This window comes from Xenorhabdus sp. IM139775, assembly GCF_028598745.1.
In the GTDB taxonomy this organism is placed as follows: domain Bacteria; phylum Pseudomonadota; class Gammaproteobacteria; order Enterobacterales; family Enterobacteriaceae; genus Xenorhabdus.
This window is the reverse complement of the sequence record NZ_JAQRFK010000024.1, coordinates 33,142-47,372: the sequence shown is the minus strand read 5'-3', so window position 1 is coordinate 47,372 and position 14,231 is coordinate 33,142. Positions and strand designations below refer to the sequence as shown.

Genomic DNA, 14,231 nt, shown 5'->3' with positions numbered 1-14,231 from the left:
GCCACTAATAGGTATTAATTGCTGAAGTAAGACCACCACCTAATCAGACAAAGGTACGCAGTGTGGTCTGCGCATTTTCATTCTTTCTGCTGGGATTTGGATAAGCCTTTTTTCTAGATCAACCTCACTCCACTCTAATTTTCTTAACTCGCCAGGGCGCAATTCCGTAATAATTAGAATCCGCAAAGCATGTCTAACTATTTGGCTGCCCATATGCTTATCAATGGACTTTAGGAATTCAGGCAATTCATTAACATCAAGATGAGGATAGTGCTCTCTTTTATGAGGAATAAATGCACTGGCAAGATCGGGAGCGGGATTATATTCAGCACGACCCGTTATAATTGCGTATTTCCAAACTTCCCCGCAGCGCTGGCGAACTTTCTTTAATTTCTCAGTCGCCCCACGTTTTTCCATTCTTGAAAGAACATCAAGTAATTCCAAGGGTTTTATATCTGCTATTGGCCTGTTACCAATATAAGGAAAGACGTCATTTTCAAAAGCACTCATCATGTCAGCCCGATATCCTGCCGACCACCTATCTTTGCGTTTTTCATACCATTCACGAGTCATTTTCTCGAAAGTATTCTCTGACATAATAATACTTTCTCGTTTCTGTCTTTTTCTATCCTCAGAAGAGTTGATGCCATCGGCAACCATTGAACGATATTCAGCAGTTCGCCTTCTTGCCTCAGCCAAAGACACTTCTGGGTAAGTACCTAAAGAGATCATCTTTTGCTTACCCTCAAAACGGTAACGGAATCGCCAGCCTCTGGAGCCGTTCGGTTCTACCAATAACTAAAGCCCGTTTCCATCAGACAGCGTATAAGACTTTGCTTCTGGCTTGGCTCGCTTAATTGCCACGTCTGTTAGCTTCATCATTTCACCCGTGTGTATAGGAAGATGTGTATAGAAAAAACCATACACAAAACTATGCACAATTTCATGTCGCTTTCAGGAGATGTTAAAAAATATTAGGAGACTTGGGATTATGGCTATTTGTTGATTTTACTAAGAAAAGTAGACTTGAAGAGACGTTAGGAGAAGTGTAGATGGCGGAGGAGGAGAGATTCGAACTCTCGGATGGTTTCCCATCGGCGGTTTTCAAGACCGCTGCCTTCAGCCGCTCGGCCACCCCTCCGCGATGTCGAGCACTATAAACATCACTGTTCTCAATGTAAAGCGTTTATCTGTTTGACTGCCGTTAATTTACTCACAACACTGCCTGTTGGTCTACTTATTCAGCATTTTTGGGGATCTTTCTTGGGAATCGTGGTGATTTTTGCTAAATTGCGGCCATCGTTATTGGATGGTAAAAAGTTATGTTGGTATTTGAAGGTCGTGAAATCGAAACGGATGCACAAGGTTATCTAAAAGATTACCGTGATTGGCAAGAAGCCATGGCTCCTGTTATTGCGGAGCAAGAGGCTATCACTCTGACTGAACAGCATTGGGAAGTGATACGTTTTGTACGTGAATTCTATGAAGAATTTAATACTTCACCCGCTATTCGTATGTTGGTCAAAGCGATTTCGCAAAAATATGGTGAGGAACAAGGGAATAGCCGCTACCTCTATCGCCTATTTCCCAAAGGGCCGGCAAAACAAGCAACTAAAATTGCAGGCCTTCCCAAACCCGTTAAATGTATTTGACCGATTCATCCGTCGCTAATGGCGGATGCTAAAATCATTCATCGCTTCTGTTTCACCAAACTGCGATTGAAAATGGTCTATTTTGGCACCCGGTGGCCCTCCCTGCTCCAACCAATGGGTTAACATTTTGATTTGCGCATCATTGCCACACGCGACGATTTTAACACTTCCGTCATCCCTATTGCGGACATAGCCCACCAGCTTGTTTTTCTTTGCCCAACGGTAAGTGTGATAACGGAATCCAACTCCCTGTACTCTTCCGTATACATAAATAGTAACGCTGTATTTAGTCATCATTACATTCCCCCCAGATAAAATAGTAAGAACTTTAAAAACGCTAATCCCACTTTTGATATTGTATTTTATATACGCAACAGCTAACCTGAAATTATGCGGTGACGGTCACATATCATCTTGGTTTCAAAAATCATGCAGAAATTCCGGCTACCGCTACCGGGTGTGCGCTTGAAATTTACCTTACTGTCCTTATATAAGAGTCATTGCAAAGTTTCTTTGGAGGTGACTATGATGATCGCCAGCAAGTTCGGTATCGGCCAGCAAGTACGACATAAGTTGCTGGGTTACTTGGGTGTTATTGTAGATATTGATGCAGAATATTCTTTGGAGCAACCGCAGGAAAATGATATTGCATCTAATGCTACCTTACGTTCTGCGCCGTGGTATCACGTGGTAATGGAAGATGACGATGGACAACCTATCCATACTTATTTGGCAGAAGCTCAATTGACTTACGAAACATCGGATGAGCACCCAGAACAATCTTCTCTGGATGAGTTGGCCGAATCTATCCGCAGTCAATTACAAGCTCCGCGACTACGAAATTAAGTACTTTTATTACCGTTATTCCCATCATAACCGTAAGGTGGTGAATCATTCACCCATCGCCGCCTTATTTACTTTTCCAGCCCCAAGCGCGGGATTTCAATTTTGGGACAACGATCCATCACAACATTTAGCCCTGCGTTTTCTGCCAATAATTTGGCTTCTTCATTGATCACGCCTTGTTGCAGCCAAAGCACTTTGGCACCAATGGCGATAGCTTCCTGTGCAACGCCATAGACAACGTCCGCATTACGAAAGACATCAACCATGTCAATGGGCTGTTTGATCTCAGATAATTGACTCACGACAGGCTGGTTCAGTAAAGTTTTCCCTGCCAGTCTGGGGCTAACAGGAATAACGGTATATCCCTGATCCAATAAGTATTTCATGACCTTATAACTTGGGCGATCGGTTTTCTCACTCGCTCCGACTAATGCGATGGTTTCAACCTTTCCCAGTATATTTGCGATATCTTGATCGTTCATTTAATCTCCCCTATCCCTTGTGTTATTTGTTTTTCAACCTGCGTTTTTTACGCTCAGGGCTTACGCTGGATCGGAACACCCAATTGCACCAATTGATGAATAAAAATCGATGGGTTTTTCGGCTCCTGCATTAACCAAACTTGCTTTTTTGCCCGCGTCAATGCGACGTATAAAAGACGACGCTCTTGTGCATCAGGGAAATCCTCAGGTTGCGGCAATAAAACCTGCTCTATCGCGGATCCTCTTTCTGGTGCCGGAAAAGCGTCTTTGCCCTGCTGCAATCCCAAAATAATGACATAATCCGCTTGCTGCCCTTTAGCGGCATGAATTGTCATAAATTCAATGTTCAAATTTGGCCAGCGGGTAGGTGCTTTTTTCAATAATTCAGGTTTGAGATAGTGATAGCGCGCCAATAATAAAATGGTTTCCTGCTGAGGAACATAACCACTCATTTTATTAAGCAATGCTTCCAATTGCTCCTGCGGTAAAATGACCACCGCTTTTTTATTCCCTTTTATCAGGCTATTGAGCGGTTTCTTTAATTGATGAGGATTTTGTTGGACGAATCGGTTGGCTATTTCCCCAATGCGGTCATTGAAACGATAAGTCGTATCCAATGTATATGTCACCTCTTTGCCAAAATAAGTGGAAAATGCCGTTGTTATCGTTAATTCAGCCCCGCTAAAGCGATAGATTGCCTGACAATCATCGCCCACCGCAAAGAGATGGCTTCGCTTATTTTGTGCTTTTAATTCAGTTAATAATTTCATTCTCAAGGGAGAAATATCTTGAAACTCATCCACCAAAATATGTTTCCACGGACTGATAAATCGCCCTTTCTGTAAGATATTCACGGCCTGATGGATCAAGCCGGAAAAATCAACTGCCCCTTCCGATTTCAATGCGGATTTCCAGGCTTTCAACAAAGGTGCCATAAGTCGCAGATGTTTCTGTAATACATCACTATAAGTAGCAGGTGCCTGTTCAATCATCTCTTTTTGACTGCCGCCATACATACGCATTAGCTCCAGCCAACGTTCCAGACGCACCGATAAGCGAGTCGTCAATGACTCATCATGCCAATATTCACCTTCGGGTAATTGCCAATCCAATTCTTCATTCAACCATTCCCGCCAACCTTTAGCCTGAGCTTTTTTTTCCCTGCACTGTTTTTGCCATTCCTGAATAAGAAAATCACGGCGCTTTTGGGCATCAGTTTCCAGCGCACTTATTTTCGGTGACTTATTGCTGCCTTGCTGAATAATATGCAATGCCAAGGCATGAAATGGGTTGGCTTTTATTTCTTTTGTTGCCAGACGAGCCTGAATGCGTTCATTCATTTCGTCGGCAGACGGACTATCAAAAGCCAACAATAAAATTTGTTCAGGAAGTGCTTGTTGGCGTAACAATAACCAGCCAGCGCGCGCAACCAAAACAGCGGTTTTTCCACTGCCCGCCCCGGCTAATACCAGAATACTTTGTTCCCCATTAATCACGGCCTGACACTGGGAACGATTAAGTGGCGACGTTTCTGTTGATTGGAAAAATGTCTGGAAGCATTGTCGATATTGCACCAGCATGTGTTCAACCCATTGTTGGTTCAGGGTTTGAATGGTTTGTTCACCCTTATCTAACCAATCCAGACAAATCCTATAATCGTCACGACAATTTTCAAATTGCGCAATCCGTTGTAATGGCAAAGGCAAAGCCTGAAAGGTTTCCTCGATTTGTTGCCGCACAGACGCTAAGTCTTCGGTTTTCAGCCAGCGATTTTGTTGTTTGATTTTAGCGATTTCATTGACTTGCGCCGCCAAAACATCTGCACTGACATCACTCATCTCGAAGCTCCATTTTTGCCATTCCTTTAATAAGTAATGGTAAAAATGTTGTGTTTGCTGCCATTCCGTGCCGTGCAGACGAACCACTTTGCTTTCTGGCAATTCAAATTCCAGTTCCCCCCAAACAATCCCTCGCCTACACTGAATAGCAATTAATTGATTAAATGGAATAAGGTACTGGTGTTTGTCACCGCTAACTTCAATACCAGCATTAAGTAGACGCACCCGATTATAAGGGTGTTGAGCGAGACGTTGGCCGATTTGTGTTGATTTTAGTTCCATTGTCGTGGCACCGTACCTGAAAATTGTTGAACTACTTCATCACGTAAATGTTGTTAGGGGTATTTTGTGCGAACGGTTTTATCCAACTCCCGCCATTTTCTGTATAACAGTCACACCCTCTATTATATCCGTATATTCATTGCACTAACAGGAACCACACTTATTCCTTGGCTATTAGGGGAAGAACTTAAAATAACGATTCCGTTGCTGTTGGGGGTTGTTGCGGCAGCCTTGACCGATCTGGATGACCGTCTGGTTGGACGCCTGCGCAACCTCACGATTACCTTAATTTCTTTCTTTATTGCTTCCGCCTCTATTACCCTGCTGTTTCCGTATCCGTGGCTTTTTATGCTCGGTTTAGCCCTGTCCACTTGTGGCTTTATCCTGCTTGGGGCATTGGGGCAACGTTACGCCACCATCGCCTTTGGTGCTTTGCTTATTGCCATTTATACCATGCTTGGTTCGTCAATTTTTCCTCTCTGGTATCAACAGCCGTTATTACTGCTTATTGGCGCAATCTGGTATAACTTACTGACATTAACCGGCCATTTATTATTTCCTATTCGTCCCTTGCAAGAAAATCTGGCACGCTGTTACCAGCAACTTTCAGCCTATCTCTATGCGAAAACCAGCCTGTTTGATCCCGATGCCGAAGTTGAGGAATATAAACAAACGGTATTTGATGTTGCGATGGCGAATCGTGCGCTAGTCACCACGCTCAATCAGGCCAAGAGTTCTTTGTTAAATCGTTTAAGGGGCGATAGAGGACAACGGGGTACGCGCCATACGTTGCATTATTATTTTGTCGCTCAAGATATCCATGAACGCGCCAGTTCATCTCATATTCAGTATCAAAAACTGAGGGAAGTGTTCCGTCACAGCGATATCATGTTCCGCGTTCAGCGATTGCTTTCGATGCAAGCCAGGGCATGTGAGCAAGTTTCACAATCAATTATCCTGCGTGAGAAATATCAACATAATCCTCGGTTTGAAAACGCATTCAGCTATCTTGAAAGTTCCATTGAGCGTTTAAAAAACCAGCAAGGCACGGATGCTAAGATAATGGCATTCGATAATTTATTGAAAAACTTACGTGCCATTGATGCCCAATTAGCCGGGCTGGGTTCGGATCAATACCTCCTTTCCCAACATATCTCGGCAAAAGATAAACAAGAAGAAACCCAATTATCTGAGGAAGCGCTCACTGGCTGGCGGGATATCGGGGTTAGGATCAAAAGTAACCTGACACCCAAATCCGCCCTGTTCCGCCATGCGATCCGCATGACGGCCTTGCTGTGCACCGGCTATGCGATTATTCAGCTATTTGATTTACAGCGGGGCTATTGGATCTTGCTAACCAGCTTATTTGTCTGCCAGCCAAACTACAGCGCCACCCGCCGCCGCCTGGCCTTGCGGGTTATTGGCACACTGGCGGGGATTTTAATTGGCCTGCCAATGCTCTATTTTGTTCCTTCCATTGAAGGTCAATTAGTCTTGATTGTTATTTCCGGCCTGCTGTTCTTTGCTTTTCGCAATAGCCAATATGCCCATGCAACACTGTTTATCACGTTATTGGTATTACTGAGTTTCAATTTATTAGGCGAAGGGTTTGAAGTGGCATTGCCGAGAATTATCGATACATTCATCGGTTGTGGAATTGCCTTACTTGCCGTCAGTTTCATCTGGCCGGATTGGAAGTTCCGTCAATTACCCCAAGTGATTACCCGAACAATGGAAGCCAATTGCCGCTATCTGGGTGCGATTTTAAGGCAATACCACCAAGGTAAAAGCAACAGCCTGAATTATCGCATCGCCCGTCGTGACGCCCATAATTGTGACGCTGAACTAGCATCTGTGATCTCAAATATGGCATCAGAGCCAAAAGACTATCGTATTTCCCAAGAGGCCGCTTTCCGTTTACTGTGCCTTAATCACACCATGTTAAGCTATATTTCTGCCTTAGGCGCCCATCGCGATAAGCTCAATGATCCTGCAATATTGGAAATCCTGAATCATGCCATTTGCTATGTTGAATCTGGCTTAAAACAAGGTCAGGTAAATGGTGATACATTACAAGCCGAGGTGGATCATTTGCTGGAGAAAATCAATCTGGCACCGTCTGAAAGTCACAATAAAACCCAGTTGATACTACAACAAATAGGATTGCTGATTGAGCTATTACCGGAATTAATTTGTTTGAAAGAGCAAATTAGTGAACAAGAGCCACATTGATAAACTTTCTTCAGGGGCGACCCCGCCCCTGATAAAATTATTTCTTCAATAAATTAATAAATACCGTTGAAAAACATTAAATGATTTATTGCCAACGGAGTAATGAAATTTTGTCATTGGCGACAATAAAAAGTTATCAGTTGGTTAACATGAAAAATAAAACATCCAATTCGTCTCCTTTATTGATAATTAATCAAAAAATACGAGCAAGAGAATTAATTCACATCAACTTTAAAATTTAATTGTTTTTTATTAAAGGCATTGCCGTTATTAATTATACATGAAATTCTGGCTGCGAGTCATAAAAAGCAACATCTAATGGATATGTTAAGTGACAATACCACATAAGTAAATATATCGTTCAGTTATAGTTTCCTCTAAACATAAATAACCCTAACAAATGCATATTTTGAAAGGAATAATATTATGGCTGGAAAGATTGAGCTGGATTAACATAATAAGTGCAACATTGTTAATCTGAAAGTAAACAGAGTTTCATTCCCTTAAATTAGGATTAACCGTCTATTTTAAGATAAATATATCTGACCTAAGTAATATTAACTAGCTGTTTATTAGTAGGATAAAATAACCTTGTACTTTAACCAATAACAAGTGAGGGATTTATGTCTAAAATTAATAAGCTAGATAACACTGACTTGAATTGTCCATTCAATCCAGACCAATACAAAAAAAGGTTGATGTTGAAATTGATGGCGTATCACCCGTGGGTTCTCTTCCATGAGCGCTGATTCAGTGTATTTGGGAAAGGTAGTGAGTCGTAGTAGTTGGGATGCCTCAAATGAATATATACAGCTTACTACTAAAAGTGATAGCAGTGCCCCTGTCCATATTGAGAAGCATGATCAACAAAGTTTTCCGTATGATTGGGAACCAACACCAGAAGACTTGATATCATGTGATTGGAAGTTGGGGTAGTTTAGATTGTGAATGATATGGTTGGTTAATTAACCATACACTCAAATTATGAGGATTCCTTACTCCGTGAGGTTTTGTACTCGCCACCTGTAACATTTACTGACAAAATACCGTTCCCCCATCAATACCTTTCCGTTTGTAGCGATATTTACAAATATTAATATCATCCGCCCTCATTTTTGATATTGATCATAGGTAAAACTGCTGTAGAGTCGCAACTCTATAAAAACAAAAACCCATTATCGTTATTTTAACTTTCATTGACAGTAAGAATTATCACTCTTGGATTTATAATGACGTGGAAAATAATATGGAAGAGACAATCGCCATTGCGAAGTATCCTATTGGCCTGGACCCGGAAAGGCTGTTTGCCGTACCTAAACTTAACTATGCGTTTATACGTATCAATAATATTTGTAATGCACGTTGTGAATTTTGCGATGTCTGGCAAACTGCTCAGATTGATGCACATAAACAAATAGATATGATTAAACTCTGGCAAGAACTGGAGGCGCTATCACCACAGGAAGTCAATATTCATGGGGGTGAAGCCTTTTTATCCAAAGATTTTCTGGCTATTCTGGATTGTAATAAAAACACACCGATTTCCATTACCACTAATGGCACAGCTTTATCAAAAAAGATTTTCAATCGGATACAAAACAAAAGCCATCTTGTCAGGAAATTTTATATTTCGATTGATCATGTAGAACCTGAAAAAAATGGTGAATCACGCGGCATTCGTTGGTTAACAAACAATCTTTATGATGCAATGAAATATATTAAGCAGGAAATACCGGCTTCGGTTATTGTCGTCAATCATGTTGTGACTTCACTAAATTATGACACTATCGATAAGTTTTTGCTTAAAATGGCTGAACTGGGCGTAGATGGCGTTAATCTAATCCCGATTAAAGATTATCCCCTGCTGTTTTTAAATACGGCCCAAATTAAAGTATTTATGCAGAAAATAAATACGCTGCTGGAAAGTAAACAGATTTCACGCCATTTATTTATGGATGCCAACTACGAAATTTTTGGTCGTAACGAAGAAGATTATTCCCGCGCTGAAATGGGGAATTATAACGCTTCCAGCAAAAAAGCCTGTGCTATTCCACTGACAACCCTATTCATTGATGCCGTAACAGGAAACGTTTATCCTTGCGATACCACGATGTATCGGCCAAACCCCGAGCAATATATTATGGGCAATGTCCTCGAGCATTCGCTGCACGATATTTGGCATGGCGATAAGTTCTCACTGTTCCGTAAAAAAATGTATCCCGTCATCACCTGTGATTGTATTAAAGGCTGTGATCCTGCCAATAGATTAAGGTAAAACGATGTCTCTGGAAATACATATTAATAATCAAGCAAGTTTTCATTGCGGGCAGCCGACGATTTTCTGTATGCCGGATATCAAGGACAGTGAACGTTTTATTCAGTTATGTTATCAACATAATATAAATATCATTCTGTTGATCAAGAAAAAATGGCTGGACTCAACGGATTGTTCTTCTGCATTGGCCTATTTAGTGATTGATGATCCATTGGCTAATCATGCCGATAAAAGAATCATCGAGGCGCTGAAACAGGTCGAAAAAAACCGGTCAATGGTTACCGAACCCATTCATATCGCCTATTTTATGGCTTTTTCTGAGCTGCATGTTGAATTAATGGCGACGATCGCAGCGCATATTCACCAAGATCCCCATCTTATCGAGGTCGCCCGATCATTCAGGGATAAATGGATCATGCGCAAGATTGCCAATCAACATGGGCTTTATTGTCCCCAATTCACTCTGGCGTCAGAGATGCTTATCTCCCCTGAACATTTCGCGGCGTTTACCGAATCAGTCGAGAATGCCGCCAAACATAAAGGCAATCAGGCCGGTTTTATTGTCAAGCCTCGCTCCTTTTGGGGATCGATGGGGGTTACCGCACATTCAGATCGCGCTTCTTTGCTCTGTGCATTGCAGGAACTTGATGCCCCGGAAGCGTATCTGGTTGAAGAAAAAATCCAAGGCAAGTTGCTGCATGTTGATACCGCCGTCTTCCGGCATAAGATACTCTATCAAGGCATCGGCGTTTACGCCTGCTCATTACTCTCTGCCGATCAAACCGAACCCGGCCATTTTATGTGGCATACCATGCTGCCGGATTCTCCGGACAGCCATCGGTTGTTTGAATTTAACCAACGGGTATTGCAGGCATTCAACCTCGGATACGGTTTTACACATACTGAAATTTTTATTGAAGAAAATACCGATAATTTAATACTTTGCGAAACCGCATCACGTCCCCCCGGACTCAGGCTATTCGATCTTCACGCACAAGCCAATAACAGACATGCCTTTGATGTCTTTATCAAGGCCTTGACTGCTCCGGCTTCGATCAGCAACACGCCTTCTTTCGCCACTGGGCGCGCCGATCCCAATTGTATTGGCATGATCATTTTTAACCCGCCGGTTGGGAAAGTAGATGCCATCACACCCATAGGTGAAATTATTGATGAGCATGTTATTGAATGGGAGCAGTATGCCAAAACCGGCAGTTATTTTTCCAATACCCATTATACTGAAAAAATGGGCTATATTATTTGCTCTGCCCAAAATGAACATGACTGCCTGCAACATTTAAATAATTACAAGACTAAATTCCATTATACAACCATAAAAAAAGAGTAATGCGATGATAAGAGGTCTGTTTCTTATATCTTTAGTTATCAATGGTGTTGGTTCAAGTATTCTCGCCGTTGGATACCCGTATATATTATTATCTGAAGACACACCAATGACGTACTATTATGCCAATATGGGTGTTATCTTTTTATTTACCTCCATTGGTGCTTTTTTATGGGGTTATAAAATTGATTATGCAGAGGATATTTGGCAGTTCCGTATTGTTATATTATTGATTGAGATCTTTAGCACTTTATTATTCTTGATATTATTGGTGAGTAAAATAGCCTTTCCTCCTATTATACTGCTTTTATTTATTGCAATATTAGAGTTTCTTTTTGCCTATGAAATTCCGTGGTCGCGTGTTGCCTGGCATGAACTTAATCACTGGACAGAGCAACAAGGTGGTCAGCATTTGAATGTCTCTCTCTATATTGTTATTGCCACTTCGCTTATTTCCGCCCTTGGCCCTGGATTGGGTGCCTTACTGGGGATTACGCAAGGGATCGATACGATTGTGGCAATCAAATTATTCTCCCTGCTACCTTATTTCTATGTCTGCTATCTTATGATGAAAATGCAGATAAAACGGACAGCAGAACAAAAATCTCAGTTAACTGTGGGGCTACGTGCTGTATTTCAACAGCGTTATTATCAGACTTTTGCCATTGCTGTTGTCTTCACCATTTTTGCCAATGCGTTTTTGATGGTGGCACTCCCCGTTGTTGTCATGGAGAGTCTGGCACATAAAAGTTATGGGTTGGTCACCTTGTTCTATTTACTCAGCGCCCTGATCCCGATTTTCTGCACAACCTTACTCAATAAAACCCGTGTTGATAACCGTATCCAGCGTTATCCCATTGCAATCTTTATTAGTCTGTTAATATTTGGCATTCTGTTTTTTCAGCTACCAACATTCTATGCAAAATCCTTTTTCTATTTGCTCTATAACATTGCAATCATTTATTTCAATATCTTAATTACTAACATCATTTATCAAAAAGAATTGGAAATGCAACAAGGCCGGTTATTTTCTTTATTTCAGGTCACAATGAATTTCTCATTCCCGATAGCGGCAATCACCGTATCCATTGCGCCTGACGCCAGCCAATATATTTTACCGGTGGTTGGCTTCTCTATACTTTTACTGATTGCAATCGCTGTTTATTTCATCATTCAAATGAATAAAGTCCCTGCTCCGCTGCATCACTGGCGCAGGTGATATTAATAAGCATATTCGTTATTAGGATAATAATATGTCATATCTTAGACCTTATCTCGGTAACACCAAGATGGCTGATAATGTACAATTCCGCTTGCAAACTGTCCTTGATAATAAAGCGGTGTTCAGATATGCCACAGAGAGCCAATATTGCTTTCAGGCAGAAAAGTTGTTGCAGAATATCCTGCATACTCAACACGCCATCCTCATCACAAATGGCACTGTTGCGCTTAAGGCGGCCCTGCTTGGACTCAGGCCCAAAATAGGGCAATGGGTGTTCATTCCCTCCATTTCATTTATCGCAACGGCCAATGCTGTCCTGAGTTGTGGATTAATCCCGGTCCTTATTGATGTCGATGACAATGGCATGATGTGTCCAAAAGCGCTGAAACGCACATTAAATCACCTAGAGGCAAAACCGCTGGCGGTCATTGCCGTTCATCTGGAAGGGACTCCCGCTTCAATTGCTGATATCGCCCAGATTTGCCAACAACATCATGTGCACCTGATTGAAGACTGCGCGCAAGCGATGGGAGTGAAACACCAGCAACAGCCTGTCGGTACATTTGGTGAGTATGGTTGTTTCAGTTTTCAGGCCAATAAATTCATCAGCAGCGGTGAGGGTGGTTTACTGATTGCCCAAAATCATCCCCTGTTTATCAATGCCTGCATGATGACTGACCACGGGGCTGAACGTACCGCAGAGGGCTATCCAGATTGGAGCAATAGTATTGGTTTTGGTGACAATAATAAATTCAACGAAATACAAGCTACCTTGCTGATTGACCAATTGGAGAATATCGAACAGTTTCGCGCTTTATTAATTGCGCGTTATCAAGCAATCCTGCAACATTTGCCTACAGATTGGGTGACTCCACGCCCGGAAGGGGCGATCCCCGTCTCTGTCTGGTTAAAACGCAGCAAATTGCCCAAAGATCGTCTCAATTCAACACTGTTATATGATTGGAAAGCCTGGGATTTGGCTAATCACCCGATTATAAAAAATCAACTTTCGCCCTACTCTGACCGTTTCCCCTGGAGCCTGCACCAAGATCCGTTCCCTGTACCGGCATTAGCGAAACACCCTGCGATTGTGGCGGATCGCATTTGTCTGCCCGTACCTATTGATAACGCAACTTATGAAAATGTCTTACAGTGGGTGATGGAAGGAAAGCGGGCATGATATCAGACAATAGCTTTTTCACCCAACTTGGCAATCACAATCAGCCTGTCCAGTATGTGCTGGGAGGCTCCTGTATCTGTTATGCAAAAGGCGTTCCCGCCCGGCTTTCACTACAGGATTTGATCGATTCTCTGCTACCGGCAATCATCGCTTCACAGCACAATGCCCCGGTTTATCTCTATTTTCAGTCTCATGAAGCGATCATGATGGCCGATTTATTGCATTTTGACCCTGCACAGGCCAACCATAAGACCATGAGGGAATGGCTGGAAGCCGGCATTATTTATACGCTGGAACAACTTAAACTCCCTTTGCCCCCGATTTATTGGGTAGACACATCCGAGGATAAGCTCCGCCAGCATCTTGATCAGTGGGTTTCCCATATCAGGACAATTTTGCCGCCATCACGGCTATATGGCCTTTATGCTAAAAAACCGGATGCCACTTATCCGCAGGGAACCGATGAAGAACAGATGATGCTGGATGTGTATTACCGCAATATTACCCTTTATACCCCTGAATTTCTCAACGCAGCCCTTGGTATTCCCCCAGAACAGGCGCTGTTTGTGGAAAATAGCACGCAACAAAAAGCCATCCAGATTTACTATCATGCAATAAGGCAAAATTGCAACATATTGCTTTACCATCCGGCACCCAATACCCAAGGAAAAGAAATGTGCTTGGGTAATAGCAATCATAAAATCGAATTGCGCCTGACTGCCAAACAGATCATGCATCGTGCCGCTAAAATAGGTCATGAGAATTATTATCAGGCTATCTTTAACCCATATTCTATTGTGGATATCATGCAGGGCTGGCAAGCAAAGGTTCTGGGCAATAAAGGTTTTGGACAATAAACGTTTTGAGCAATAAATGT

The 14,231-nt window shown here is 42.2% G+C and carries 11 protein-coding genes, 1 tRNA gene and 2 pseudogenes; 9 read left to right on the top strand and 5 right to left on the bottom strand.

Annotated features, from left to right (window positions below):
• Positions 1–42: 42 nt before the first annotated feature.
• Together PSI17_RS07585 and PSI17_RS07580 are read right to left on the bottom strand one after the other, a co-directional pair.
• Positions 43–879, bottom strand: a pseudogene (locus PSI17_RS07585) (tyrosine-type recombinase/integrase); the annotation flags it as partial.
• 174 nt (positions 880–1,053) lie between these two features.
• Positions 1,054–1,141: transfer RNA gene (locus PSI17_RS07580), tRNA-Ser, on the bottom strand.
• A gap of 181 nt (positions 1,142–1,322) precedes the next feature.
• Here PSI17_RS07580 and tusE point away from each other — a divergent pair.
• Entirely contained in the window at positions 1,323–1,652 is a 330-nt protein-coding gene (gene tusE / locus PSI17_RS07575; RefSeq protein ID WP_273551395.1) for a sulfurtransferase TusE, read from the top strand.
• Between the two features lie 15 nt (positions 1,653–1,667).
• On the opposite strand, the gene yccX is transcribed toward tusE, so the two are convergent.
• A complete protein-coding gene (yccX, locus tag PSI17_RS07570; protein WP_273551398.1) occupies positions 1,668–1,946 on the bottom strand; it encodes an acylphosphatase in 279 nt (92 codons plus the stop codon).
• 231 nt (positions 1,947–2,177) lie between these two features.
• On the opposite strand from yccX, the gene hspQ reads away from it, so the two are divergent.
• Positions 2,178–2,498 (top strand): heat shock protein HspQ, encoded by a 321-nt coding sequence (gene hspQ, locus PSI17_RS07565; RefSeq protein ID WP_273551394.1) that lies wholly within the window; start codon positions 2,178–2,180, stop codon positions 2,496–2,498.
• 68 nt (positions 2,499–2,566) lie between these two features.
• On the opposite strand, the gene PSI17_RS07560 is transcribed toward hspQ, so the two are convergent.
• Positions 2,567–2,980: a CoA-binding protein gene (locus PSI17_RS07560; RefSeq protein ID WP_273551393.1), complete on the bottom strand. Its 414-nt coding sequence runs from the start codon at positions 2,978–2,980 to the stop codon at positions 2,567–2,569.
• A 53-nt stretch (positions 2,981–3,033) separates the two neighbouring features.
• Entirely contained in the window at positions 3,034–5,100 is a 2,067-nt protein-coding gene (gene helD, locus PSI17_RS07555; protein ID WP_273551392.1) for a DNA helicase IV, read from the bottom strand.
• A gap of 66 nt (positions 5,101–5,166) precedes the next feature.
• Here helD and yccS point away from each other — a divergent pair, with 66 nt between their 5' ends.
• From yccS to PSI17_RS07520, 7 genes and pseudogenes are all read left to right on the top strand, one after another.
• The gene (yccS, locus tag PSI17_RS07550) at positions 5,167–7,332 is read left to right on the top strand and encodes a YccS family putative transporter (protein ID WP_273551391.1); all 2,166 of its coding nucleotides are present in this window, start codon (positions 5,167–5,169) and stop codon (positions 7,330–7,332) included.
• A gap of 623 nt (positions 7,333–7,955) precedes the next feature.
• A pseudogene (locus PSI17_RS17415) lies at positions 7,956–8,262 on the top strand (Thoeris anti-defense Tad2 family protein); the annotation flags it as partial.
• A gap of 316 nt (positions 8,263–8,578) precedes the next feature.
• Positions 8,579–9,607 carry a radical SAM protein gene (locus tag PSI17_RS07540; protein ID WP_273551389.1) on the top strand — a complete coding sequence of 343 codons (1,029 nt, stop codon included), beginning with the start codon at positions 8,579–8,581 and terminating at the stop codon, positions 9,605–9,607.
• A gap of 4 nt (positions 9,608–9,611) precedes the next feature.
• Entirely contained in the window at positions 9,612–10,955 is a 1,344-nt protein-coding gene (locus PSI17_RS07535) for an ATP-grasp domain-containing protein (RefSeq protein ID WP_273551388.1), read from the top strand.
• A 106-nt stretch (positions 10,956–11,061) separates the two neighbouring features.
• A complete protein-coding gene (locus tag PSI17_RS07530) occupies positions 11,062–12,171 on the top strand; it encodes a hypothetical protein (RefSeq protein WP_273551387.1) in 1,110 nt (369 codons plus the stop codon).
• 34 nt (positions 12,172–12,205) lie between these two features.
• On the top strand, positions 12,206–13,354 hold the full coding sequence (locus PSI17_RS07525) for a DegT/DnrJ/EryC1/StrS family aminotransferase (protein WP_273551386.1): 1,149 nt from the start codon (positions 12,206–12,208) through the stop codon (positions 13,352–13,354).
• Positions 13,351–14,211, top strand: a complete 861-nt coding sequence (locus PSI17_RS07520; protein WP_273551385.1) for a hypothetical protein — start codon at positions 13,351–13,353, stop codon at positions 14,209–14,211. Before PSI17_RS07525 ends, PSI17_RS07520 begins: the two co-directional genes overlap by 4 nt.
• Positions 14,212–14,231 lie beyond the last annotated feature (20 nt).